Source organism: Bradyrhizobium sp. dw_411 (assembly GCF_018449695.1).
Classification (GTDB): domain Bacteria; phylum Pseudomonadota; class Alphaproteobacteria; order Rhizobiales; family Xanthobacteraceae; genus Bradyrhizobium.
Window position 1 is genome coordinate 224,846 of the sequence record NZ_JAAVUY010000005.1, and the last position, 21,044, is coordinate 245,889.

Here is a 21,044-nt window from a genome sequence, read left to right on the forward strand (position 1 = left end):
CGTTACAAGCGCTCAGAAGCTGGAGCGATCAAATGCCCCGGCCACGCGGTGGAAACCTTGCCGAACTTCAGCCAGTCGAGCGGAATGTGCCATAGCTTCTGTTCCAATCGGCTGTTGAAGAAATCGAAATGACCAATAGCTGCCTCGCTAATCGATTCCGGTGAAATTCTCAGGTGTGACCTGGCACTGCTGCTGAAATAGTTCAGCAAGCGTTCGACCGCCGGAACTGTCCCAAACTCGTCATCTGTCATGCTCACGGCCAGAATCGGCGCCGTAACCTCGGAGAACTGATCCACGAGAACGCGCTTATCTGCATATCGGGCCGAAGCGCGGCCGCGCCACGTATCTTCAAAGCGCGCGCGGCTGAAGATCCAGTCGCGCACGACCCCTCCGGGCGTATCTTCCAGCCATCCGAGCTTCTTGCCGGGAAAGTAACCGAACAACAGCGTAAGCAATGGCATCGCGACGTGCCATTTTGCGATCAAACGCAATTTCTTATGAGCCGCGTAGTCGCCTCGATAAGCGTACTGGGCGCCCATCGTGAATATCCGCTGTACGAGATGGTTGGAAGGAGCAAGACCGAGGACAAAACCACCGATACTGTGTGCCACCACATGGATCGGTTGATCCGCAAACGAGCTTGCCGTGTGAAGCAAGACGGCTTCGAAATCCAGTGCTCCCCAATCGAGCCAGCAGGCGTCGAAATTGCGCAGCATCGAGGGTCGCGACTCTCCGATACCGCGATAGTCGTAAGCGACGACATCAAACCCGTTCTGAAAGAGAAAATTGGCGAACCGAAAATAGTAGCGGCAGCGAACCGATGTCGCCGGATTGATGATCACAACTGGTCTGGTGTCAGCAGACTCCGCGTGACGCCAGTAAAAGCCGTGGATGGTGTAACTGTCCGAGGTTCCTACAGCGAATGGTTGGGGTGAGCCGGCATTCAACATGAGTTCAATTCTCGGTGCACAGCGCTCCAGGGGGCACCGGTTCGTTCGAATAATTCCAATAGGCACTTACTCTAGGCGTGAGAGCGCAACTCGTTCAAACGAACTATCCGCCATCACGGATGAGTATCCCTCACCTGTAATCGACAAGTTTTCCTTTGTGACTTCGCCTCCCCTTCTCCACTTTGGGCAGCCCACGACCATACGGGAGAAGGATCAGCAATGGACGAGGTAGAGCGCCCGATCGGATTCGTCGGGCTTGGAGCAATGGGCGAACCTATGGCGCTTAATTTGGCGAGGGCCGGGACACCGCTTATCGTGTGGAATCGATCCCCTGCCAGAACTGAGGCCTTGGCGTCCGCAGGAGCGGAAATTGCATCGGAGCTGGAGCAGGTCTTCGCCCGTGCCACAATTATCGTGCTGATGCTAGCCGATGAAGGGGCTATCGACGCCGTCCTGGATCGCAATGGCCCCGATTTCGAAGCACGCGTGAACGGGCGTGTCATTGTTCACATGGGAACGACTTCCTCGAAATATTCGCAGGCACTCGATAGGGATATCCGTTCTGCCGGCGGACAGTACGTCGAAGCTCCCGTTTCGGGCTCGCGAAAGCCGGCCGAGGCCGGGCACCTCGTTGCCATGCTAGCCGGTGATGAGGCGGTTGTTGCCCGCATTCGTCCATTGCTGGGACCAATGTGCCGGGAAACGATCATCTGCGGGACCGTTCCCAACGCTCTCCTTATGAAGCTTGCCGTCAACCTGTTCCTGATTTCGATGGTCACGGGCCTCGCCGAGGCCGTGCATTTTGCAAATCACCATCGTCTCGACTCCAGTCAGCTTGTTGCCGTGCTCAACGCAGGTCCGATGGCGAGCGATGTCTCCCGGGTCAAACTCTCAAAGCTGATTGACCGCGATTTTGCGCTCCAAGCGGGCATTACAGATGTCTTGAAAAATAACTGCCTGATTGCGCAGGCGGCACGCGAAGCGAGGGTTGCATCGCCGCTGCTGGATGTGTGTCACGCGCTTTATCGGGAGACCCTGAACCTCGGCCATGGCAATGCAGACATGGTCGCTGTGATAAAGGCAATTGAAGCCAGGACAGAAAGTGGCTGATGACAGGCACTTTAAGCAAGCGATTTACAGAATATCTCGGACAGTGCCCCCCACGCGGATGCCCTTCCGCCCATCGTCGTCCAGATCGACAACGATCCGGCAGGGAATCCCCATATCCTCGCCTTGCGAAACGATAAAATGTCGACCGTGTGGCCAATCAATCCTTGCCAGGTATCTTCCCAGCGCAGCCGCGGCAGCGCCCGTGGCCGAATCTTCATAAACACCGCCTGCAGCAAAAGGATTTCTGGCATGGAAGTGCTGGGGACCATCTGAACAGACAAGGGAGATTGTGGCGAGCCTCTCCGCTTCCATGATTACTTTTCCGGCGTTTTGGTCATAGCGCATTGCGCTCAGCGTCTTCCTGCTTTTCAAGGCCAGCAGCAAGTGGTCTGCGCCCGCGCTGATAATCGCCGGCGGAATGCGTGAATCCAGATCGTCATCGTCCCATCCGAACAAAGCCAGCGCTTTATCCAGATAGGCTCGAGTGACTGGCCGACTTGCAGGCGGCGGCGATAGCAATGTCGCGGTAGCGAGAGAGCCGGATATGTCTCCCTCGACAGAAACGCACACGCCGCTATTGAGTCTCAACTGAAAGCGACCGTTACCGCCTCGTTTGGCGAGGATGGCGCCCAGCGCAACGGTCGCGTGACCACAGAACGGCACTTCCATGGCTGGCGCGAAGTAACGCACGCGCCAGCCCTCACCTTCGGGCATCGCGAAAACTGTTTCCGAGTATCCGATTTCCGTTGCAAGAGCCTGCATGGCAGGAACCCCGGGAAGCGCGTCGCAGATCACGACGCCGGCAGGATTTCCGCCGTGCGCAGCATCGGAAAAGGCGGCAACTCTTTCAATTTTCATTGCTGTCGAAGACATCAGGCATCTGACTTGTATCGAAGCGCGAAAGCAGTGGAAGCACAAAACCGTCAGCGCACACTATCCATCGACAGGGGGCGATGGATAGTGTGGGCGCCGATGCAGCCGGCTCAGGCGGCTACTTCCTTACGGATGCCAATCTTGTCGAGGCGCATCTTCTCGGCTTGCGGAAGCGCCGCCGACCACTCTGCTTCCTTCCCGTGCAACGGCAGAACCCGACCGAATTCGATCATCTGGTTCGGCGGTATCTCCGACAGATACACCCAGACGCAATTCGGCTGCATCTGGGAAGCTATCGCGACGTCAGCCGCCAGGCAGGCCATCAACGTATCCTTCATTTCCGTGGGCCGACCTTCGCGAATCGAGCCGTGCACGAATATCTGGTCGGAATCGAGTGGCGTTCCGCCCAGGAAATAGTTGCCGGGTTTCACTTCATTGAATGTGATCCGAACGAAATAGTAGGGCGCGCCGGTCGCGTCCCCGTGAGCACGGGTCACAGCTTCGGCGATCTGACTCTTCTGCGATCCGGTCAGTCGACCTTCCTCGCACGTCACGATGTAGCTGGGCATCTGGTTTCCTTTCTTCCTGGGTTGAAGTGTGTACGAAATCGAATCATGGTTCCTTTGGAGCCACGAAAGCGCGCTGACTTTTTGGATTTATCGCCAAAGGCGCTATCGCGATCAGCGCTGCGACAGCGCCCAGTGCGAACGGCCCGGCGTCCAACGTGCCCGCAACAAGGCCTCCCAGTGGGCCGCCGACAGCGGTGCCCAAGTCCCATGCGGACGTCACTGCACCAAGGGCTGCCGTGCGTTCGCGCGGATCCGCGGCTTCCGTCACAAGCGTCGTTACGCTTGGAATCAGCAGGGAGAGGCCTGCGGCGGCTAACGCTGTCGAGATGAACGCGAGCCACTCGATATGCGTGACATATAAGCCGGCCAGTCCGATGGACTCGATGAGGAAGGCCGACAGAAGCACCCGCCTCCCGCCGAAACGATCTGCATATCCGCTGCCCAGAAAGCGGGTCATCATAAACGCGACGCCGAACACGACGAGTGCGAAGTTTTGACCTGCGAAGTCAAGCGCCGCAAAGTGCGGCACCAGAAACGCGGCGATGACTCCATATCCAATGCTGGAGAATACGCCGGACGCGCCGGGCAACCATGCTGCTCTGGGAAACAACGCGCGGCGGACATTCGTCCCGACCGACGAGACACGATCTTCGGGGCGCGTCGATGCAACCAGCACCCAGGCAATCGTCGGGATGATACTCGCCGCAATCCAGACGCTGCGATAAGTGCTGATGGATAATATTGCCGTTCCAAGCATTGGCCCGGACGCAAGCCCCATCCACATCGACAGGCCAAAATGTCCTGCGACCTTGCCCCGCTGTGATTGCTCCGTGTGCGTCAGGATCCAACCGACGGAGCCGGTGAACAGTGCGCCCTCTCCCGCCCCAAGAAAGAGGCGGGCAAGAAGCAAGCTCGGGAGGTTGGTTGCCAGCACATGGCCGATCCCACCGATCAGACCGAGGATGGCTCCGGCCATCGCCACGCGACGTCCACCGCTTTGATCCGCTAACCGTCCCGAGATCGGGCGGGAGAACATGGTCGCCAGAGATCCGATCGTCACTGCTAGGCCAGCGGTGATTGCGTTCGCTCCCAACTGCTCATGGGCATAGGCGGGCATGACCTGCATCGTCATCCCGATCGCACCGAAGCCAAGGAAGCAGGCCGACCAGAGCCTCCAGTAAGGAACTGCAACGCCGCTTTCGGACTGTCGATCAGGACTGCGCTGTAACATATCATCAAATCCGCATATTATTTGATGACAAGATACGCTTTTGCTTGTATGACTCAATTCAGTAATTATTATTAAGATTATACGGGACTCGCATGAATACACGAGACCTCGAGGCTTTTCTGGCCGTGGTGGAAACCGGTTCGATCGTTGGAGCGTCGGCGCGGCTCCATCTCACGCAGCCCGGTGTGAGCCGCCGCATCCAAAGTTTGGAAGAACAGCTTGGCGTCGCCTTGCTGGACAGGCAGTCAAAGCCCTTGAAGCCAACCGCGGCGGGCCGCGAAACCTACGCTCATGGGCGGCGGATGCTGGGCGTGTTGGATGATCTCAAAACGGGATTGTCGCCGAAGGGAGTGGTTCGAGGCGAATTCCGGCTCGGCATTTCGCCGTATTTGTCGGAGGTTGGGATAACGATACTCGCCGATCGACTCCGTGGCAGCTTTCCTGATCTCATGCTGCGCATCACGACAGGATGGCCCGAACAGTTATTGGAGCAACTGCGCCGCAGTGAGATCGATGTCGCCGCGTTTTGTCTCCCGGATGGAATGAGCCCGCCGACGGAGATCGAGGCAGACGCCCTCGACATTCAGCCGCTATTTGTTGTCGCCTCGCGGTCGCTGGATCTGCCTTCTCCCACCACGCTGCAAGACCTTTCACCGTTTCGCTGGATCATCAACCAGGACGGCTGCGGCTTCCGAAGTGCGATCCAGCGACGCTTCGAGCAGGAAAACCTCCCTCTGCGGATAGCTATAGAGGCCCTAAGTTCGGATCTTCGCCTATCACTCGTCGCGCGCGGGATGGGAATTACTCTGGCGACAAGGGATGCAATCGAAAGCAGCCCGCTGCGCGACGCCCTCAAGATCATTCCTGTGCAGGAGTTCGAGCCGAGAGTTCGAGCCTGGGTGGTACGCCGGACACCGGTCGGCAGACTTGTGAGACCTATCGAGTGTCTGACGAGCGCCCTCGAAGCAGCAATCGATGCACCCATCTCCACTGCAAATCGGGGCTGATACGCGAACATCAACTGCAAACACGCAGACTCTGCAGAAGATTAACCGGACTCTCTATTCAATCGAGGGACGAAGATGCCTCTTTCGATCTATCAATTGTCGATTCCGACTTTTCTTCGTGGGCTGGCCATCGCCGGTGAGTACTGCCGTAAGGCCTCGGCGTTCTGCATTGAACGCGGAATATCTCCTTCGACGCTTATCGATGCACGATTGGCGCCAGACATGCTTACGTTTGCAGGTCAGATTCAGAGGATCAGCGACACGTCGAAGAGACCGACGGCGCGGCTGGCCGCTATTGATCCACCTCGCTACGAGGACATCGAGAGGACGTTTCCGGAACTCCAAATCAGAATCGATAAGACGTCCGATTTTCTGAGATCGATAAACCCGCCGCAACTGGATTGCGCACCATCACGCATAATCGAGTCCAAGCTCCCGTCGGGTGGCGTGGAGCACCTCCCTGCAGAAATCTATCTGCTGACCCGGGCGCTTCCAAACTTTTACTTTCACCTCGTTACAGCGCACGACATCCTGCGGCATATGGGCGTGTCCATCGGAAAGCGGGATTACCTCTATCTACCCGGTGAGATTAGCAATTAGCGTCTCAGTCAGGAACCGACGCAGCAAAGTATCAACGACGGCAATCGTTCCGCTAAGCCGGGCAGTTAAGAAAAACGGAATTTTGTATTTCATACTATCGATTATTCGGGACGTCGGGACCGGCATATATGGGCAGATGTGGAAGCATCTCGTCAGCCCTGGAGCCTCAAATGCCCTTCGTTCGCGTTACCGTATTTTCGCCCGAGCTATCACAGCAACAGATTGAACGGCTGCACAGCGGCACGACCGCGCTGATGGTCGACGGGATGCGGAAGCCTCTTGAAGGCGTCGCCGTTCTTGTGGACCACGTACAACGGGGCGCGTGGCGCATCGGGGGCAAGGACGTTACAGTCGGGGCAGAGGTGGATGCCATCATCGGTGCGGCCTCAAACACGCCGCAGGAGAAAGCCAACTTCATGGCAGGAATGATGTCGCTCCTGAGCGAGACATTAGGGGCCGGCTTGGGCGTAGAGACGTACATCGTGATCCATGAAATGCCCCGGGATAGCTACGGCCGTGGTGGCTTGAGCCGGGCGGAGCGAGATCGACGCAGCGCCGCATAACGCTTGTCCGGCTCGTTTAACGCTCGCGCGCAAAACATCTCAATTCAAACTTAACAGAACGGGAAGCGTTTCAGTTAGTATCTCTCTGAAGCGGGCCGCCGCGGGTGACAACTCACGGCCGGCGCTGCTTAGAAACAGATGCGCCATCGGCAATGCAGGCAGCTCTGCGCTTTCGCCTAGTACGGTAAGATGATCAGGAACGCTTGCAGCCGTACGCACGGTAATCCCCAAACCGGCATCCACAGCAGCCCACAGGCCAGAAAGGCTGGGGGTGGTAAAGGCGATGTGCCAGGGTATTTCAGCACGATCCAGCGCGGCTATGGCAGCGGCGCGAAACGTGCACGGCGCTTCCAGAACGGCAAGTGGCACCGGCTCCGCCGGACCGCGGACGCTGTTCGCTCGGCCTATCCAGGCCATTGGCAGGTCGGCTAACGTCTCACCCTCAAACCGGGTAGATTCGGTCAGAAGCATGATGAGGTCGAGCTGCCCCTTTTCCAACCGGTCGGCCAGAACGACATTGCGGTCAACCGTGGCCTCAATTCTTACGTTCGGGTGTGACCGCTTGAAACGTCCGAGAGCGGTTGGGAGCCAGTGATCTGCAAAGTCGCTCGGAAATCCGAGACGAACACTCCCATTGATGTTGCTGCTCTTCAAGATCGCGACAGCCTCATCATTGAGGTCGATGATCCGTCGGGCGTAGCCAAGAATGATTTCACCGGCCTCTGTCGGAATAAGGCCGCGGCCCTCCTTGCGAAAGAGTTCGAGGCCCAGCCGATCCTCAAGCTTGCTGACCTGCTGACTGACTGCCGATTGCGACCGTCCAATCGTCTTTGCTGCCCGGTTGAAGGCTCCCAAGTCATGGGCCACAACCAGGGTTCGCAGAACATCTATATCGAGATTGACCGGCATAACAATTCGGTCCGAATGAACAGTTGAGCTAGAGATGCCCTCTTTTTAAATCATTTCAAGAGACACCGCGCCTCGCCGGCGCGGACATCGGAGAAAGCTACCGCACATTGCCCCTGCCCGAACGAACGATGGCGACCCAGCGGGCCGCGCTCAATTGCCAATAACGTCAGCGCGTTCGCTTATAGGCTATTTCGCCATAAACCCCCGGCCCGCCGATGGTTGGATGAGGCACCGTAAATTTCACTTCGTCAGCCTTTATCGTAATCGGCCATTTCAGGTCTGAGCCTTCCCAATTTGTGTAAGTTGCGTGCTCGACGTGGATAGTGATCGAGCTGTCCTGCTCGTCAACCGTATAGGTGCCAAAGTGACACTGCGTTCCCACGACAGAGGCCCGATACTCTTCCGGCGTGCCCTTGCTCTTGTCATTCGACGCAAACTTCGGACGGTCCTTTGACATGATCTGCAGGGTATAGTGTCCAGTCGCATCGAACGTCAGTATACCCTTCGGATCCGAACCGTAGAGATGGATCCGGCTGCCATCTGGATTGACGTTGTCAGACAGAACCAGAGTCCATACTCCCACCAACTGGTCCTTGAGAGTTTCGGCCCTGACAGGCAATGCTGTGGCGAACGCGAGGAGAAGCGCTCCAAGCGCGACTGAAACATATCGTCTGATCTTCATGAGCCCGTCCTGCTTGTTGCTAACCGCAACTTTCTACGGACTGCAGACCGGCCAATAAAATGAATAATGTGAACTCGATAGTTCAGAAAAACAAAACGGTCCTGTAAGCGACGACTTTTTTTTGAGAACGTCGCGCTCCTATGCGAGCTCGGCTGCGTCGCAGATCGCGCGGCTGATCGCGATTCCACGCGAAATGCCCGCAATCGAGGATTCGGATGATATCCCTACCCTCAATGGCGACCGTCCCTCCTCCATTGCAAACCGCCAGTTCTGTCATGCAGCCCATTCCAGCCCGATCAGCGAATGAGGCCTGTCCTCTCCACGTCCTTATGCAATTCGAACCGCTTCCCTGACCAGCCCAGGCCGCGCCAGCCCGAGATGATCCCGCAAGGTCGCGCCTTCATATTCGGTCCTGAACAGCCCGCGACGCTGCAATTCCGGCACGACGAGATCGACAAAATCCTCCAGGCCGCCGGGCAGATAAGGCGGCAGGATATTGAATCCGTCGGCGGCGCCGTTCTCAAACCAGTGCTGCAGCCGATCCGCGATCTGGCCGGGGGTGCCGACAGCCGTGTGATGGCCGGCGCCGTTGCAGACGTGCCCGTACAGTTGCCGCACGGTGAGATTTTCACGCCTGGCGAGATCCAGCAGAAGCTTTTGCCGGCTGCGATGGCTTTCCGTCACCGGAAGCTCGGGGACCGGGCCGTCGAGCGGATAGGCCGACATATCGACGCCGATCAGCGTGGACAAATGACCGAGACCGGCGTCCGGGTGGATCAAGTCGAGCAAGGCCCGATGCTTGGCTTTTGCTTCCTCTTCGGTGTGGCCGACAAAGGGCTGGATTCCCGGCAGGATCTTGACGGTTTGCGGATCACGGCCGGCAGCCGCAATCTTTCCCTTGAGACGGGCGTAGTAGGCCTGCGCCTCCTCCAGGGTTTGTGCGGCGGTATAGACGGCATCCGCGGTTTCAGCGGCTAATCCGAGCCCGTCGTCGGAAGCGCCGGCCTGGAAAATCACCGGATGGCCTTGCGGCGCACGCGCGATATTCAAGGGACCGCGCACCGCGAAATGCGCGCCGCGGTGATTAAGCACGTGCAGCTTCCCGGGATCGAAATAACGCCCCGATGCCTTGTCGCGAACGAAGGCGTCGTCGTCCCAGCTATCCCAGAGACCGCGGACCACGCTCACAAACTCGCGCGCCCGGCCATATCTCGTGGTGTGATCGGGGTGGCTATCCCTGTTGAAATTGCGCGCTTCGCCGTCCGAGAACGACGTAACCACATTCCAGCCGGCACGTCCGTTGCTCAGATGATCGAGCGAGGCGAATTTGCGGGCAATATGATACGGCTCGTTATAGGTGGTGGATGCGGTCGCGGCGAGGCCGATGCGCGATGTCACGACCGAGAGTGCCGACAGCAACGCCAGCGGTTCGAGATTGGCGGTGATCGGCGAACGGCTGAGTTGTTCTGATGTCTCCCGGTCGCGCAGGCCGACCGCATCGGCCAGAAAAAGCACATCGAACTTGCCACGCTCGGCCGTCTCGGCGAGGTGCCGATAAACCCGGAAGTCATGATCGCCACCGAGTTGCGCGTCGGGATGGCGCCAACCGGCCGTGTGATGGCCGTTGGGTTGCAGCAGCGTTGCCAGATGCATCCGCCGCCCGGATTTTACCGGCATATTTTCCAGCCTTTCCAATTGAATGGTCGCTACTCAGAAAAACGCAATACTGGGCAACGCCGCGCCGTTGACGATGTAGTCACCCAGCGCCCGCGCTTTGTAGGATCGCGGATTATGCGACGAGATGGTCCGGATGTTCCGCCAGTGACGGTCGAGACGCGCGCTCTGTTTGGCGGCAGATGCACCGCCGACATCGAACAGCTGCGTCGCTGCATTCAATGCCAATTCGTCGACCACGACTTTTGACTTTGCGGTCCGCAGGGATGCTTCCTGGAACAACGAAGTGTCCAGCCTGCCGTCGATGACTGACTGAAAAGCCGCGCCTAGGGCATCGGCGGCGCGCAACACGCTTGCCTCGGCGACATAGGCCGCGCTCGACAGGCTGCCGATCGTCTGTAGCAGCAGTGGATCCTCGGCGGGGCGTGCCGCCACCGCATGGTAGTAATTCCGGTCCCGCCGCTTCACCAAAGCGCTGGCGTCCTTGACGACGCTGCGCAAAATTCCGGCGATGATCGCGGTCAAATAAAGTTGCGGAAAGGTCGCCTGAAAAGGCAGCTTCACGTCTTCGTCGGCGATGTAGAGGACGTCATCCCTGCTGACGGCGACGTCAGTAAGGGTCGTGGTGCCGCTGGCAGTGAAGCGCTGGCCGATGCCATCCCAGTCATCATCTACATTGACGCCATCCTGCCCTACGGAAATTCGTGCCGTGATCGCCTCGCCTTCAGGTGTCTTTCCGTTCACCAGGATATAATCGGAATAGAAATTTCCGGTGCTGTAATATTTCGTTCCGTTCAGCACAAAATCCCCGCCCTTTGGGTCCAGACGTGTCGCGCCATCGCCATCGCCGATATTCTGGATGCCGAGTTCGCTGGCCCCGAGGCCAAAGAGGCGCCCTTCCCGTACGTCGCCCAGCCATCGCGCGTACTTCGCATTATGGCGCGTGCGCAGGGCCTTTTCGACGAACGCGAAATGATTGCGCAGGATATGCGGAATATTGGAATCGGCCTCGGCGAGGTCGATGATGAGTTCGAACAGTTGCGGCAATGAGGCGCCGCCGCCTCCTTGCGATTTCGGCAACCTGAAAGCGCCGAGCCGCGCCGCGCGTATCAGATCGATCGCCTCCTGTGTCTGTATGCTGCCGCGGTCGCGTGCCGCAGCATCCGCGGCAATCGCGTCGATCAGCCGTGTCAACGCCGGCGAGCCCGGTGCAATGATTGAAGCGTCCGGATCGGCGACAAGGTTCGTATCGATTTTACCCATGAAGATATCTCCTCGAATTGATTGAAATCACGCGCCTGCGGCACTGCGCAGCTTGGGAACGATGGAGGCAGGTGGTGCCGCGAGGCGCGCAGGCCGCGCCAGGTTAAAATGGTCACGCAGCGTGGTGCCGCTGTAATCCTGCCGGAAAATGCCGCGCTGCCGCAGCAGCGGCACGACGTGATCGACGAAGGCTTCCAGGCCAGAACTGATGACGTCGGGCATCACGTTGAAACCTGCGACGGCGCCGGAACGGAACCACTCCTCAATGTCAGCGGCGATCTGCTCAGGCGTTCCGACGATGATACGATGGCCCGTGCCGCCACCCTGCGCGCGGATCAATTGGCGCACCGTCAGCCGCCCTCGTTCGGCAAGCGTCAGCGCCCCCTTGAAGAAGGTCTGCATGCCGTCGGCGGGCAGTTTCAGATTGTCCGGGAGCGGTTCGTCGAGCTTCAATGATTTCGGATCGACCTGGAGGATTCCAGCTAGCCGCTGCAGGCCGTACTCGATCGGCACCAACTCCCAAAGCTGTTCCTCGCGGCGGCGCGCTTCTTCTTCCGTACTGCCGATGACGGTAACGAGACCGGGAAAGATCAGGATATCATGCGGGGAGCGACCTTGCGCGACCAGTCGCCCCCGCAGGTCGCGCGCATAGTCGAGGGCGTCCGGCAGCGAATGCGCGACGGAGAATACTGCATCGGCATGTCGAGCCGCAAAATCCATGCCGTCTTCGGATCCGCCCGCTTGCACCACGATCGGCCGTCCCTGCGGCGGACGCGGCACGTTGAGCGCCCCCTCCACCGAGAAATGGGTGCCTTGGTGCCGGATCGGATGGACCTTCCGCGTGTCGATGAAACGGGCAGCCTCCTTGTCACCGACCAATGCATCGTCTTCCCAGCTATCCCAGAGCGCCTTCACCACGTCGGCGAACTCGGCTGCCCGCTCGTAACGGACGTGATGCGCGGGCGGCTGCGCAATGCCGAAATTGCGACCCGCCTGCTTGTCAGCCGTCGTGACAATGTTGAGCCCGGCACGGCCGCCGCTGGCGTGATCCAGCGAGGCGAAGCGACGGGCGATATTATAAGGCTCGTTATAGGTCGATGAGGCCGTCGCGATCAGCCCGATATGCCGGGTGGCCGCCGCGATCGTCGCCAGCGTGATGGTCGGCTCCAGCGACTGGAACGGCCGATATTCGGGCCGGTCCGACAGAGCCGGAAAGTCAGCCAGAAACACCGAGTCGAAAGTTCCTTTTTCCGCCAGTTGGGCGACCCGCACATAATATTGCACGTCGGCATAGTCGGTCGCCTGCGAGGTCGGCCATCGCCACGCAGAGGCGAAAGTGCCGGCGTTGAGGAAATTCAGGTTCAGGTGAAGCTGCTTGGATTGGGACATGTTGTCATCCTCTCCGCTTGTCACGCTCACGCCGCGGGGCTCGTCGCATTGTTGAATTTTTGACTGAACTCGATGTCGACCTTGATCTTCTTCGGCAGATCGCCGGACTCGAACAGGACGTCCGCGATACGCTGTTCGCGCCGGATCAGTTCGGCATTGAGCGGAAAGAAGCGCGACGCCGCATTGGCCGCGAAGAATTTGGCGTCACCCGGCGTTTGCTTGAGCTTTTCGATATAGATCTTCTCGACCGTCGCCAGATTGCTCGGAAACCATTCCCAGTGCTGACGCACGCGACCCAGGAACTCCGTCAGCGCCACAGCCTTCGCCTCGTCACGGATCACATCGCCGCGCGCGGAGAATACTGTGAGCGACGGGATATCCAGTTCGTCGCTGATCAGGAGAATGCGCGCGTCGCCTTTTTCGACCGTCGCGTGAACCGCGCCGAGCCCGCCCGAATAGACGTCGGTCCGGCCAGCGTTGAAGGCAGCGGCGGCGGCGAACTGATCGGTCAGTTGAACGGGCTGGATATCCGTGGCCTTGAGGCCTGCCTTGAGCCGCGACAGCACGTATTGAAGATAATTGAAGCCGCCGAAATTATAGGCCCATTTCCGCCCGCGCAGGTCTTCCAGACCGTTGATCTTCGCATCGTTGCGCACCACGGTGACGACGGGCGGGTAAGCACGATCGGAATTGCGCCAACCGGCAACGATTTGCAGCGGCGCGTTCTCCTCGGTCCAATCGAGCTTGGCGCGTCCCTGCTCGATGATCAGCGAGGTATCGCCCATCAAGCCCACATCGAGCGCCTTCGAGTACAACCCGGAAAGCTGGGCAGCGGGACCCGGCAGCACCGCCCATTGCAGATCGAAGGGCAGTCCATCGAGCACCCCGGACGCGATCACCGTCTCCTGAATCGCGATGTCTTGCGTGCCGACGATGAGCTTGGTCCTGGACCCGGCGGCTCGCACGATCGCTGGCGATGCGAGACCGACGGAAACAGCGCCGATGGAGGCGAGGACCTGACGACGGGTGAGAGTCATGTTTTCATCTCCGTGTTGTTGACGTTCCCTGCGGATGTTTCGACATCAATGAGCTGCGGTTGATGCGCCGACGCCAAGCTCGGCAAGCAATTGGGCGCGCAGCGCCGCGAAGAGCGGATCGGCCCGGTCGCGCGGTTTCGACAGACCGACCGGCAGCTCGACGCCGATCGCGCCGTTTGAGAGCACCAAAATGCGGTCGGCCAGCAGGATCGCTTCGTCCACATCGTGGGTGACGAGCACGACGGCGGGGTGATGGCGCTGCCAGAGTTGCAGCACGAGATCGTGCATCTTGATGCGCGTCAGCGCATCGAGCGCGGCGAAGGGTTCGTCGAGCAGCAGCAGGCCGGGTTCACGTACCAGCGCACGCGCGAGCGCGACGCGTTGCGCCTCCCCACCCGACAGCGTCGATGGCCACGCATCGGCATGTCCGGCGAGCCCTACTTCGGTCAGGGCCGTGCCCGCCCTCGCCCGCGCGGCCGCACCGCGACGGCCCAGCACGACATTTTCCCAGACGCGCTTGGCCGGCACGAGCCGCGGTTCCTGAAACACCACTGAGCGGACCGCTGGCACGATAATGCTACCGGCATCGACCTGATCGAGCCCCGCCAGCAAGCGTAACAGCGTCGTCTTGCCGGTACCCGACGGCCCGAGCACGGCAACGAATTCGCCCGGCCTGATCGTGAGATTGATCTGATCGAGAACCGCGCGATCAGCAAAACTCCTGCTGACGTCCTTGAGCAGGACGGCCGCAGGCGCTGCCGGACGGGCGAACGAGGCGCGTTGGTCAGGCAAGGGCAAGTTTGGGCCTCCAGGGCAAAGCGATCCGCTCGATCACGCGCATCACCAGATCGGTGGCGATGCCGAGAACGGCGTAGACGATGATGCCCGCGACGATGATGTCGGAGCGCTGATTCATGTTGGCGTTGTTGAGGATGTAGCCGATGCCGGAGCGGGCATTGATCTGCTCGGCGACGACAAGCGCAAGCAGCGCCACGCCGGCGGCGTAACGCAAGCCGAGCAGGATCGAGGGCAGCGCCGTCGGCAGAATGACATGCAGCGTGGTCTGGCGGGCATCGAGACCGAAGACCTTGGCCGCCTCGGTCAGCTTGGGATCGACGCCGCGTACGCCCGCATAGGTATTGAGGTACATCGGAAAGATCGTCGCGGCGACGATCACGACAATCTTGGCGGATTCATCGATCCCGAACCAGGTGATGAACAACGGCACCAGCGCGATGAACGGGATGGTACGCAACATCTGCAGCGGCGCATCGAAAATCTCCTCGCCGACCCGCCACAATCCTGCAAAGAGGCCGATAGTCAGGCCGATCGTGCCGCCAATGGCCAGTCCCGAGAGCGAGCGGTAGAGCGAGACCGGCAATGCCGATTGCAGATCGCCCATGGCAATCAATTCGCGAAACGCCGCGATGATATCGAGCGGCGACGGCAGGACCTCGGGCGCCACGAAGCCGAAACCCGAGGCGATTTGCCAGACGAGGAGGATCGCAAGCGGACTGCCGACACGTAGCAGCCTGCCTCGCCAGACCTGCCAAGCCGCGCTTAGATGGGATGTTCGCGCGCGCGGTGTCAGATCGACCAGCACCAGCCCCTTCGTTTGGGGAGCGGCTGGCGCTTCCTGTTTTGGCGAAAGCGCGTATTGGGCAAGTGAAACGATATCAGTCATGTTCTATCCGGTACGGCCGTGGGCGAGAAATATGCTGCGAAGCGCGCTATTCAGCGGCCTGCGCCGTCGCCGCCCCATCCGCGGGGAAAACACGGAACCGCGACGTGCCGTCGCGTTCGAGTTGCGCGACGAGACCGATCTCCCAGTCTAGATATTCGCGGAACGCTGCGAACCGATCCTTGGCGTAATATGGCGTCAGCCAGAGGTCCTCGAACGGGTGCACCGGCTCGGCTATCTCGGTGACAAGCGGCAATCCGGCGGCGCGCCATGCTGCCGAGCCGCCAGCAAGAACGCGCACGTCGCGGTCGGTGTGGCCGGCGATTTCCGCGGCAGCGAAGGCCGCGAGCACGCCATCCGTCGAAGTCAGCACCAGCGGGCAGTTTCCGCCGATCGATGCGAGGCTATCGGCCAGCCGCGAACGGATCGCGAAACGACTGCCGGGAATATGGCCGGCCTTGTGGGCGACGCTGGTATCGAGATCGAGCACGGTCGCCCCGCCGGGATCCAGCAGCAGCAGCGCATCGACGTCGATCGTATCGACCTGCGGTGGATGAATCGCCGGCCGCGAAGGCTCCGGGCCAAGTTCGACGGCACCGGTCAGCGCCTCCTTCAGGATAAACACGTCGGCCCAGTTGATCTGCGCGAGCCAGGAAGCGGTGATCGACGCACGAACGTGATCGGGACTGTCGATCAGCACGATCCGGCTATTTTGCGTTGCGACCCATTCGCCGACCTGCTGCACCAACTGTCCGCCCGCCGCCCAGCGCGAGCCCGGATAATGTCCCGCCTCGTATTCGGCCTGACCGCGGACATCGAGCAGATAGAGCGACCGCCTGCCCTCGGCGGCCTCTTGGTGGAAACCAGCCAAAGCGGCGCGATCGATGAACTGGAGTTCGAAGCGCTGCTTGAGCCGTTCAGCCGACGCCTTTGCTGCTTCCAATGCCGCGCCGGTCGGCAGCCGTGCCAGATTGGCCTTGCCGGATTGAAGCTCGTATCCCTCGATCAGCCAATCCATCGTGCCATTGGCGAGCGACACCACTTTGTTCGGAACCCCGGCATTGATCAGCGCCTGCGCGCCGATGATGCTGCGCGTACGGCCGGCGCAATTGATCACCACCAGCGTCTCGGGATCGGGCACGGCGGCATGGAAGCGATAGACCAATTCCGCGCCCGGCAGATCGATGGCGCCGGGAATGCTGAAGTTCAGGAATTCGCGTTCGGGCCGGCTATCCAGCACGACGATATTCTCACCCGCATCGATCCGCTTTTTGGCTTCCTGAACGGAAATATGCGGCGTTGCGTAGACGTGCTCGGCGAACTCACCGAAGGCCTTGCCCACGACATTCGAACCGGTGAAGAGTTCGTAGCCCGCCTCCTTCCAGGCCTGCGCGCCGCCGCTCAGCAACGCGACATGACCGTAGCCGAGTTCGCGGAGCCGATGGGCCGCGCGCTTCGCCAATTCGCCGCTGCCGCCGTCATAGATGACGATGTCGGTGGCCAGGCGTGGAATCAGCGCGGCGGCACGAAGTTCGAGATGGCTGAGCGGCAGGGAAGCGCTCAGCAGGATATGACCTTCGCTGGAATGGACGCCGCCGTCGCGGACATCGATCACCGCCAATTCGTCGTAGTTCTTCAGGCGCTCGCGCAAATCCCGGGCCGTGATCGTCGCGAATGCATCGCTGGATGCAGCATTGGCAATCGTCATGATAATGCTCCTGCATTGACGTGTTCGGATTGGAAGCGATCGTGTTGAATGGCTACGTGCGGCGCGGCTTCGATCTCGGGCACATCCCACTCGGGCCCCCATGCCTGGACCAAATGCCCCGGGCCAATCTCGCGATACGACCTGACAGGCGCGGCATAGCCGAGCGGCCGCACAGAACTGACGGTTTCTACCTCCGGCAGGCGGCGGCCCCCGCGCCGGTTGGATGGATCGGGCACCGGCACCGCGGCCAGCAGGCGGCGCGTATAAGGATGCTGGGGATTGCCGAAGATCGCCGCGCGCGGCCCGATCTCGACGATTTCGCCGAGATACATCACGGCCACGCGGTGGCTGACCCGCTCAACCACGGCCATGTCATGCGAGATGAAGAGATAGGCGAGCCCCATACTGGCCTGCAGATCGAGCAACAGGTTGATTACCTGCGCCTTCACCGAGACATCGAGCGCCGAGACGGACTCGTCGGCGACAATCAGCTTGGGCTGTACCGCCAGCGCCCGGGCGATGCAGATACGCTGGCGCTGACCGCCCGAGAACTCATGCGGCAAGCGCCTCGCCATATCGGGCGTCAGGCCAACCTGATGCAACAGCGCGACGGTCCGTTCCGCCGCCGCTGCCCGGCTTGCCAGCTTATGAGTAAGCAACGGCTCCGCGACACTCGCGCCGATTGACCTGCGTGGATCGAGACTGGCGAAGGGATCCTGGAAGATCATCTGGACGCGCCGCCGCAGATCGCGCAGGCGGTTCTTCGGGAGCCGGAGAATGTCTTCGCCATCCACGCGAATCTCGCCGCGCTCCGGCTCGACCAGCCGCAGGATCGAACGGCCCGTGGTCGACTTGCCACAACCGGATTCGCCGACCAGGGCCAGTGTTTCCCCCGGCTGGATGCTGAACGAAATATTCTCGACGGCGTGCACGCGGCCGGTGACACGTCCGAACGAGCCCGACTGGATATCGAACCGCGTCGTCAGGTTGGAAACCTCAAGTACCGGCGGCGCATCGGCCTTCACGGTGTCGGGCGTCCCCCGTGGGATATTGGAGAGACCCGTTACCCGATCGACCACCGGGAAACGCAAGGGCCGGTGTCGACCCGTCATCGCGCCAAGCCGCGGCACCGCCGCAAGCAGCGACCCCGTATATGGGTGTGTGGGCGCGGAGAATATTCGGCCGGTTTCCCCGGTCTCCACGGCCTGCCCTTCGAACATCACCACCGTGCGGTCGGCAACGTCTGCGACGACGCCCATGTCATGCGTGATGAAGAGGACCGACATGTGTTCCTCATCCTGCAAGAGCTTGATGAGTTCGAGGATCTGCGCCTGGATCGTCACGTCGAGCGCCGTCGTCGGCTCATCCGCGATCAGCAGCTTCGGCCGGCCGGCCAGCGCCATCGCGATCATCACGCGCTGTCGCATCCCGCCCGAAAAATGATGCGGATAATCCTTGAAACGGGACTTTGCCGACGGGATGCGCACCCTGTCGAGCAGACGCAGGGTTTCAGCCTGCGCCTCCGGTGGCGTCATGTCGCGATGAAGCATCAAGGCTTCCGCGATCTGAAACCCGATCGTCCGCACCGGATTGAGGCTGGTCATCGGTTCCTGAAAGATCATCGCGACATCGTTGCCGCGGATCTTCTGCAAGGCTTTCTCGGGCAGCGCGGCCAGATCCAGCCCGCCAAGACGCGCGTTGCCCTGAAGGCGTGCATCTTCCGGCAGCAGGCGCATGATGGATAGCGCGGTCACGCTCTTGCCTGAACCGCTCTCGCCGACCAGCGCGATGGTTTCGCCGGGCGCGATGGAGAACGATAAATCGCGCACGACAGGACGCCAGCCGGCATCGGATCGAAACGACACCGTGAGATTCTCAACAGACAGGATCGGCTCGGATCCGGGCGCCAGGGAATGGTTCATAGCCATGCCCTTCGGCGGGGGTTCAGCAGATCGTTCACGCCGTTGCTCAAGAGATTGAGCGCCGTCACCGTTACCAGCACGGCAAAACCGGGAATGGCCGTCATGTACCAGGCCGAGCGCAGCGCTTCCCGGCCCGAGCCGATCATGTTGCCCCAGGTCATCACGTTCGGATCGCCCATCCCCAGGAACGACAAGGCCGACTCCGTCAGAATGGCGTTGCCGGCCAGGATCGAGATCATAACCACGGCCGGCGACAGCACATTGGGCGCGACATGTTTCAGCAGGATCGCTCGATCGTTCATGCCGATGACAACAGCGGCCTGGATGAATTCGCTACGCTTGAGCCGCATCGCCTCGGCACGCACCAGCCGCGCCACTTGCGGCCAACTGGTGACGACGATGCCTGCGATGATGACGCCGATCGTCGGGCCGACGACCACGACCAGAACGATCGTGAACAGCAGTGGCGGCATGATCTGGAACAGCTCGGCAAAGCGCATCAAGACCTGATCTACCCACTTGCCGAAATAGCCCGCGACCGCACCGACGATCAGTCCGACCGCCGCTGCCGCGAGGCCAGCAGCAAGTCCGATCTCGAGCGAAATGCGCGCGCCGTGGACGATGCCTGCCAGGATATCGCGGCCCATAATATCGGTGCCGAGAACGAAGGCGGCGTCTTCTCCCGGCCAGAGAAAAGGCGGTCCGGCTATTTCCAGGGGATCGGGCCCGGTGAGTTGCGACGCCGCAAGCGCGACGCCGATGATGCCCATCAGGACGAAAGCGCCAACGACAGCGCCGGGGACGCGTGCCAATGTCCTCAATCGCGCCGTCACGCGCTTGCCTCCACGCGGGGATCGAGCAGCGCGTACGAGAGGTCCGTCAAAAGATTGACGAGCAGGATAAAAATCGAGCTGACCAGGAGTATGCCGAGAAGAAGGTTGAGGTCGCGTGAGGCGACGGCGCTCAGTGCGAGCTGCCCCAGCCCCGGCCAAGCAAAAACCGTCTCTATGGTAATCGAGCCGCTGAACAGAGCGCCAAGCTGAAGTCCGGTCAATGTGACCATCGACAACAACGAATTGGGAAGAATGTGATGCCAGGCGGTGCGCAAGCGCGAGGCGCCCTTGGCGCGCGCCGTGCGGACAAAATCCTGCCCGCAGATGTCGAGTACGGAAGCGCGCATCAGCCGCGTATAGATCGCCATGTAATAGATCGCGAGGCAAAGCGTCGGCAGGACCATATGCCGGGCGATATCGAGGACACCCGCGATACCGGTTGCCGGCGCGCCGAGCGTGGACATGCCACCGGCCGGCAACCACGCGAGCGTGACGGAGAACAACACGATCAGCATCAGGCCGAGCCAGAATAACGGCGCGGCAAAGCCGATTGTCGAGGCGACTGAGATGAAAAGATCAACGGAGCGCCGGCGGGTCAGCCCCGCAATCATTCCCAGCGTGCAGCCGCACAGAATGGAGATCGCAAGCGCCGTGACCATCAGGAACCCGGTCGAGGCAAGCCGTTCGAGAATAAGCGTCGCAACCGGCTGGCCATTGCGAAAGGACCAGCCGAGATCGAAGTGCAGGATATTGCCGAGATAGCTGATATATTGGGCAAATACCGACTGGTCGGCGCCGAATGAATGACGCAGATGTTCGACGTAATCCATCGAAACAACACCGGATTCGCCGGCCATCACGTCGGCCATATCGCCGGGCGCCAGACGCATCAAAAAGAAGTTCATCGTGACGATCAACAGCACGACCGGCACAGCCTGAAGCACGCGCTGAACCCAATAGGGGATACGAGGCAGCGACAGCCATCGCAGACCCAGACCTCGCTCACTCCTCTCTTCGGTTGGGAGGCTGATCTCGCTCATCCG

The 21,044-nt window shown here is 60.5% G+C and carries 20 protein-coding genes; 4 read left to right on the forward strand and 16 right to left on the reverse strand.

What is annotated here, in order from left to right:
* Positions 1–2: 2 nt before the first annotated feature.
* Positions 3–950 (reverse strand): alpha/beta fold hydrolase, encoded by a 948-nt coding sequence (locus tag HB676_RS10280; RefSeq protein WP_213737678.1) that lies wholly within the window; start codon positions 948–950, stop codon positions 3–5.
* Between the two features lie 219 nt (positions 951–1,169).
* Between HB676_RS10280 and HB676_RS10285 the strand changes: the two genes are divergently transcribed.
* A complete protein-coding gene (locus tag HB676_RS10285) occupies positions 1,170–2,060 on the forward strand; it encodes an NAD(P)-dependent oxidoreductase (protein WP_213737679.1) in 891 nt (296 codons plus the stop codon).
* Positions 2,061–2,084: 24 nt separating this feature from the next.
* Here HB676_RS10285 and HB676_RS10290 read toward each other — a convergent pair whose 3' ends face one another.
* The 3 genes from HB676_RS10290 to HB676_RS10300 form a co-directional block, all read right to left on the reverse strand.
* Complete coding sequence (locus tag HB676_RS10290; protein WP_249780158.1) at positions 2,085–2,933, reverse strand: PhzF family phenazine biosynthesis protein; 849 nt, start codon at positions 2,931–2,933, stop codon at positions 2,085–2,087.
* A 110-nt stretch (positions 2,934–3,043) separates the two neighbouring features.
* Positions 3,044–3,502 (reverse strand): tautomerase family protein, encoded by a 459-nt coding sequence (locus HB676_RS10295; protein ID WP_213737680.1) that lies wholly within the window; start codon positions 3,500–3,502, stop codon positions 3,044–3,046.
* Between the two features lie 43 nt (positions 3,503–3,545).
* Complete coding sequence (locus HB676_RS10300) at positions 3,546–4,733, reverse strand: MFS transporter (protein WP_213737681.1); 1,188 nt, start codon at positions 4,731–4,733, stop codon at positions 3,546–3,548.
* Positions 4,734–4,825: 92 nt separating this feature from the next.
* Between HB676_RS10300 and HB676_RS10305 the strand changes: the two genes are divergently transcribed.
* From HB676_RS10305 to HB676_RS10315, 3 genes are all read left to right on the forward strand, one after another.
* Complete coding sequence (locus tag HB676_RS10305) at positions 4,826–5,740, forward strand: LysR family transcriptional regulator (RefSeq protein WP_213737682.1); 915 nt, start codon at positions 4,826–4,828, stop codon at positions 5,738–5,740.
* Between the two features lie 75 nt (positions 5,741–5,815).
* Positions 5,816–6,340, forward strand: coding sequence for a DUF1993 domain-containing protein (locus HB676_RS10310; RefSeq protein WP_213737683.1), 525 nt, complete (start codon positions 5,816–5,818; stop codon positions 6,338–6,340).
* 170 nt (positions 6,341–6,510) lie between these two features.
* Positions 6,511–6,903, forward strand: a complete 393-nt coding sequence (locus tag HB676_RS10315; protein ID WP_213737684.1) for a tautomerase family protein — start codon at positions 6,511–6,513, stop codon at positions 6,901–6,903.
* Positions 6,904–6,942: 39 nt separating this feature from the next.
* On the opposite strand, the gene HB676_RS10320 is transcribed toward HB676_RS10315, so the two are convergent.
* The 12 genes from HB676_RS10320 to HB676_RS10375 all read right to left on the reverse strand — a co-directional run bounded on the left by HB676_RS10320 (position 6,943) and on the right by HB676_RS10375 (position 21,041).
* Entirely contained in the window at positions 6,943–7,812 is an 870-nt protein-coding gene (locus tag HB676_RS10320) for a LysR substrate-binding domain-containing protein (RefSeq protein WP_213737685.1), read from the reverse strand.
* Between the two features lie 166 nt (positions 7,813–7,978).
* Complete coding sequence (locus tag HB676_RS10325) at positions 7,979–8,494, reverse strand: lipocalin-like domain-containing protein (protein WP_213737686.1); 516 nt, start codon at positions 8,492–8,494, stop codon at positions 7,979–7,981.
* Between the two features lie 327 nt (positions 8,495–8,821).
* Positions 8,822–10,171, reverse strand: a complete 1,350-nt coding sequence (locus HB676_RS10330; protein WP_249780159.1) for an LLM class flavin-dependent oxidoreductase — start codon at positions 10,169–10,171, stop codon at positions 8,822–8,824.
* Between the two features lie 33 nt (positions 10,172–10,204).
* Positions 10,205–11,431 carry an acyl-CoA dehydrogenase gene (locus tag HB676_RS10335; RefSeq protein ID WP_213737687.1) on the reverse strand — a complete coding sequence of 409 codons (1,227 nt, stop codon included), beginning with the start codon at positions 11,429–11,431 and terminating at the stop codon, positions 10,205–10,207.
* A gap of 27 nt (positions 11,432–11,458) precedes the next feature.
* Positions 11,459–12,820 carry an LLM class flavin-dependent oxidoreductase gene (locus HB676_RS10340; RefSeq protein ID WP_213737688.1) on the reverse strand — a complete coding sequence of 454 codons (1,362 nt, stop codon included), beginning with the start codon at positions 12,818–12,820 and terminating at the stop codon, positions 11,459–11,461.
* Positions 12,821–12,846: 26 nt separating this feature from the next.
* Complete coding sequence (locus tag HB676_RS10345; protein WP_213737689.1) at positions 12,847–13,857, reverse strand: PhnD/SsuA/transferrin family substrate-binding protein; 1,011 nt, start codon at positions 13,855–13,857, stop codon at positions 12,847–12,849.
* A 45-nt stretch (positions 13,858–13,902) separates the two neighbouring features.
* A complete protein-coding gene (locus tag HB676_RS10350) occupies positions 13,903–14,655 on the reverse strand; it encodes an ABC transporter ATP-binding protein (RefSeq protein WP_249780160.1) in 753 nt (250 codons plus the stop codon).
* A complete protein-coding gene (locus tag HB676_RS10355) occupies positions 14,642–15,541 on the reverse strand; it encodes an ABC transporter permease subunit (protein WP_213737690.1) in 900 nt (299 codons plus the stop codon). Before HB676_RS10355 ends, HB676_RS10350 begins: the two co-directional genes overlap by 14 nt.
* A gap of 46 nt (positions 15,542–15,587) precedes the next feature.
* On the reverse strand, positions 15,588–17,246 hold the full coding sequence (locus tag HB676_RS10360) for a rhodanese-like domain-containing protein (protein WP_213737691.1): 1,659 nt from the start codon (positions 17,244–17,246) through the stop codon (positions 15,588–15,590).
* A complete protein-coding gene (locus tag HB676_RS10365) occupies positions 17,243–19,168 on the reverse strand; it encodes an ABC transporter ATP-binding protein (RefSeq protein WP_213737692.1) in 1,926 nt (641 codons plus the stop codon). Before HB676_RS10365 ends, HB676_RS10360 begins: the two co-directional genes overlap by 4 nt.
* A complete protein-coding gene (locus HB676_RS10370; protein ID WP_346347310.1) occupies positions 19,165–20,001 on the reverse strand; it encodes an ABC transporter permease in 837 nt (278 codons plus the stop codon). Before HB676_RS10370 ends, HB676_RS10365 begins: the two co-directional genes overlap by 4 nt.
* Complete coding sequence (locus HB676_RS10375) at positions 19,998–21,041, reverse strand: ABC transporter permease (protein ID WP_213737693.1); 1,044 nt, start codon at positions 21,039–21,041, stop codon at positions 19,998–20,000. Before HB676_RS10375 ends, HB676_RS10370 begins: the two co-directional genes overlap by 4 nt.
* Positions 21,042–21,044 lie beyond the last annotated feature (3 nt).